5 protein-coding genes are annotated in these 4,087 nt (G+C 66.5%); all 5 read left to right on the forward strand.

Features of this window, described 5'->3' with window-relative positions; translation table 11 throughout:
* The coding region (locus tag AC5E6L_RS14545) for an NADPH-dependent FMN reductase (RefSeq protein WP_491774244.1) at window positions 1-602 on the forward strand (602 nt) is incomplete at its 5' end.
* Window positions 599-1,303, forward strand: a complete 705-nt coding sequence (pyrF, locus tag AC5E6L_RS14550) for an orotidine-5'-phosphate decarboxylase (protein ID WP_491228870.1) — start codon at window positions 599-601, stop codon at window positions 1,301-1,303. The genes AC5E6L_RS14545 and pyrF, both read left to right, overlap by 4 nt.
* A 127-nt stretch (window positions 1,304-1,430) precedes the next feature.
* Window positions 1,431-1,724, forward strand: coding sequence for a DUF1330 domain-containing protein (locus AC5E6L_RS14555; protein ID WP_491228871.1), 294 nt, complete (start codon window positions 1,431-1,433; stop codon window positions 1,722-1,724).
* A 256-nt stretch (window positions 1,725-1,980) separates the two neighbouring features.
* Window positions 1,981-3,243 (forward strand): polyhydroxyalkanoate depolymerase, encoded by a 1,263-nt coding sequence (locus tag AC5E6L_RS14560; RefSeq protein ID WP_491228872.1) that lies wholly within the window; start codon window positions 1,981-1,983, stop codon window positions 3,241-3,243.
* Window positions 3,244-3,446: 203 nt separating this feature from the next.
* Window positions 3,447-3,983, forward strand: a complete 537-nt coding sequence (locus AC5E6L_RS14565; RefSeq protein ID WP_491774247.1) for a transglutaminase-like cysteine peptidase — start codon at window positions 3,447-3,449, stop codon at window positions 3,981-3,983.
* Window positions 3,984-4,087: the final 104 nt, after the last annotated feature.

The following is a 4,087-nucleotide window of genomic DNA, read 5'->3' on the forward strand; positions in this document are numbered from 1 at the left end:
CCGATTCTCCGATCAACGGAACGTCCGTCATGCCCCTGAGGATACTTGTGTTCGCCGGCTCGATCCGATCCGGCTCGTTCAACGTCGCTCTCGCCCAGGCCGCCAACAAGGTGCTGGCCGAGATGGGCGCCCAGACCACCATGATCTCGCTGGGCGACTATGCCTTGCCGCTGGTCGACGAGGATCTGAAGAGCGACAGGGGCGTGCCCGAGAACGCCGTCAAGCTGGCGCGCCGCCTCGCCGCCCATGACGGCCTGTTCATCGCTTCGCCCGAGTACAATTCCTCGATCCCGCCGCTCCTGAAGAACGCGGTCGACTGGATCAGCCTGGCGCCGCGGGACATCAAGCCCTATGCCGGGCTGACCGTGGCTCTTGGCGCCGCATCCAACGGCGCGCTCGGCGGCATTCGCGGGCTCTACCACCTCCGGTCGGTGCTGATGAATGTCGGCGCGCAGATCGTCACCGAGCAGGCCGGCATATCGCGGGCGGCAAGCGCGTTCGGCGAGGACGGCCTGCCCGTCGACGAACGCCAGCGCGGCATGCTCGAAAACACCTGCCGCTCGCTGCTGGAGAACGCCACCGAGGGACGCGGGCGGTCATGACCCATGCGCGGGTCCGGAACCGGCTGATCGTCGGGCTCGACGTTCCCTCGGCGGATCGCGCGCGGGCGCTCGTCGAGGCGCTGGGCGAGACGGTCGCCTTCTACAAGATCGGCTACCGGCTCGCCTTTTGCGGCGGGCTGGACCTCGCAGGCGACCTCAAGGCGGCCGGCAAGTCGGTCTTTGCCGACCTGAAGCTGCTCGACATCGACAACACGGTCGCCCAGGGCGTCGAGAGCCTTGCCGCGACGGGCGTCGACATGCTGACCGTCCACGCCTATCCCAGGGCCATGGACGCGGCGGTCAGGGCGGCGCGGGGCAGCGACCTGACGCTGCTGGCGGTCACCGTGCTGACCTCGATGGACGATCACGACCTGTCGGATGCCGGCTACCATGACAGCGCGGCCGCGCTCGTCCTCAAGCGGGCGCGCCAGGCGCGCGATGCCGGCATGGGCGGTATCGTCTGCGCGGCGACCGAGGCCGAGACGGTGCGCGACATGGTCGGGCCGGACATGGCGGTCGTCACGCCGGGCATCCGGCCGGCCGGCGCCGAGGCGGGCGACCAGAAGCGCGTGGTCGCCCCGGCCCAGGCGATCGCCGCCGGTGCCAGCCACCTGGTCGTCGCCCGCCCGGTCATCGCCGCCGCCGACCCGCGCGCGGCGGCCGAGGCGATCCTCGACGAGATGGCCCGGGCCGGCGCCTGACCGCCGGCTTTTCGCGCCGCGCCCGAAACCTGGGTGTCGATGCGGCTTGGGGCTTGCATTCGGCCGCGCGCGCGCCTTTGCTGGCGCGTGCAGCCGCCGGGGCGGCCAGAAGGGGACACAGACAGCCATGCCCAAGGGATATTGGATCGGGCGCGTGACCGTGCACGATCCCGAACGCTACAAGGACTACATCGCCACCGCCACGCCGGCCTATCGGGAGCATGGCGCCAAATTCCTGGTCCGGGGCGGCGTTGTCGGCGCGTGCGAGGGCGAAACGCGCCCGCGCAACGTGGTGATCGAATTCCCCACCTATGAGGCGGCGCTCGCCTGCTACAATTCGGACACCTACGCCAGGGCGCGCGCGATCCGCCAGGACATTTCGGAGGGCGACGTCATCGTCATCGAAGGCCATGAGGACTGATCGTCATGCCGCCTTACGATCCCTTAACCTCCGTTAACGAGACCTTAAGCGGTGTGACGCTTCAATGCCGTCGATGTGAGCGTCCGTGAGGTGACTTGCCGGAGATAAGGGTCCATCTAGACAATAGCACGATTTCGCACGAGCGAAGGCGATGTTAGCGTGCAAATCGATTTGATGTTGCCTTGCACAAGAAGCGGCCAGCCAGGGGTCCACGCACACAAAGGCCGCCGCGTGGCACGCAAGGAGAGGACAGCGGATGTATTATCATTTGTATGAGTTCAATCATGCCGCCATGCAGCCATGGCGCGCCGTCGCCGATGCGACAAGGCTGTTCTACCAGAACCCGCTCAATCCGATTTCCCGCACGCGGGCCGGCCGCACCATGGCCGCCTGGGCCGAGGTGTTCGAGCGAACGACGCGCCGCTACGGCAAGCCGGCCTTCGATCTGCACGAGACGATGGTCGACGGCCGCCAGGTGCCCGTCGCCGAGAACGTCGTCTGGTCAGGGCCCTTCTGCAACCTGATCCATTTCCGGCGCGATCTGGCCAGGCCGCGCCCTTCCGACCCAAGGGTGCTGCTCGTTGCGCCGATGTCGGGACATTACGCCACGCTGTTGCGCGGCACCGTGCAGCGCTTCCTGCCCGAGGCCGAAGTCTACATCACCGACTGGGTCGATGCGCGCACCGTGCCGGTATCCGAGGGTCATTTCGATCTCGATGACTATATCGACTATCTGATCGAGATGCTGAACCATCTTGGGCCGGACGTGCACATTGTCGGCGTCTGCCAGCCGTCCGTGCCGGTTCTTTCGGCCGTTTCGGTGATGGAGCGGCACCTCAGCCCGAACGCGCCGACCACCATGACGCTGATGGGCGGGCCGATCGACACGCGCTGCAATCCGACGGCGGTCAACAAGCTGGCCGAGGAAAAGGATCTGGACTGGTTCCGCGACAATGTCATCATGCACGTGCCGTTCCCGAATCCGGGCTTCGGCCGGCCGGTCTATCCTGGCTTCCTGCAACTGACCGGCTTCATGTCGATGAACATGGACCGCCACATGATCGCGCAGAAGGACTTCTTCATGCATCTGGTGCGCGACGATGGCGACTCGGCCGAAAAGCACCGCGACTTCTACGACGAATATCTGGCGGTGATGGACCTGACCGCCGAATTCTACCTCCAGACCGTCGAGACCGTGTTCATCGAGCACGCCCTGCCGAGCGGGACCATGACCCATCGCGGCGAGCCGGTCGATCCGGGCGCGATCCGCCGCGTGGCGCTGTTCACCGTCGAGGGCGAGAACGACGACATCACCGGCCGCGGCCAGACCAGGGCCGCGCATGGTCTGTGCACCGGGCTTCGGGCCGATATGAAGGTGCATTACGAGCAGCCCCGCGTCGGCCATTACGGCGTCTTCAACGGCTCGCGTTTCCGCACCGAGGTCGCGCCCCGCATGCTCGATTTCATGCGCGCCCAGTCCGATATGCGCCGTTGCGGCGCGATCAAGGCCGTCGCCTGAGCGCTTCAGGCGCCGGACGGCGCTCCGGCCGTTAACCACGTCTCGCAGACGTGAACGCGCCGCCATTGCCCGCCCTGCCCGCCCGTGATTAACCTTTCGTTAACCGGCGATCAACGGCCGGGGACGGAGCAGGGGAGCGGGGTTTGGGTGCGCGTTTTGCATGGGTGGCCGCCATTGCGGTCTTGCCGGCTTTTGCGGGCGGCATGGCACATGCCGGCGCCATGACGACCGGCGGGCTCACATCCCAGCCGATCGGCCATTTCGAATTCTGCCGCGCCTATCGAAGCGAGTGTCTCCCCAAGCGGGGAGACTCCTACGGTCCGATCACCGTCGACCGCACGATCTGGGCCGACATCCTGACCGTCAATTCGACGGTCAACATGATCATCGAGCCGGTGAGCGACCTCGAAATCTACGGCCGCGAGGAGGTCTGGACCTTTCCCGACGCGGCCGGCGACTGCGAGGACTATGTGCTGCTCAAGCGGCAGATGCTCATCGACAAGGGCCTGCCGCCGGGGAGCCTGCTGATCACCGTGGTGCGCAAGCCCGACGGCGAGGGCCATGCGGTGCTGACCGTGCGCACGGACCGGGGCGATTTCGTGCTCGACAATCTGCGCACCGACGTGCGGCTGTGGACCGACACCGAATACACCTATCTCAAGCGCCAGTCCGAACGCCACGCCGGGCATTGGGTGTCCATCGAGATGCCCGACCGCGTGGTCGTCGGCTCTGTGGAATAGAGCGGACCCGGCCCGAACCAACCTAGAGCGCGTCCGGCGAAGGTGGAATCACCGGAGCCGATAAGACAAGCGACAAAGCAAAAGGGTAGAGCGGAGCTGCGTTT

It is taken from the genome of Roseitalea sp. (assembly GCF_984466335.1).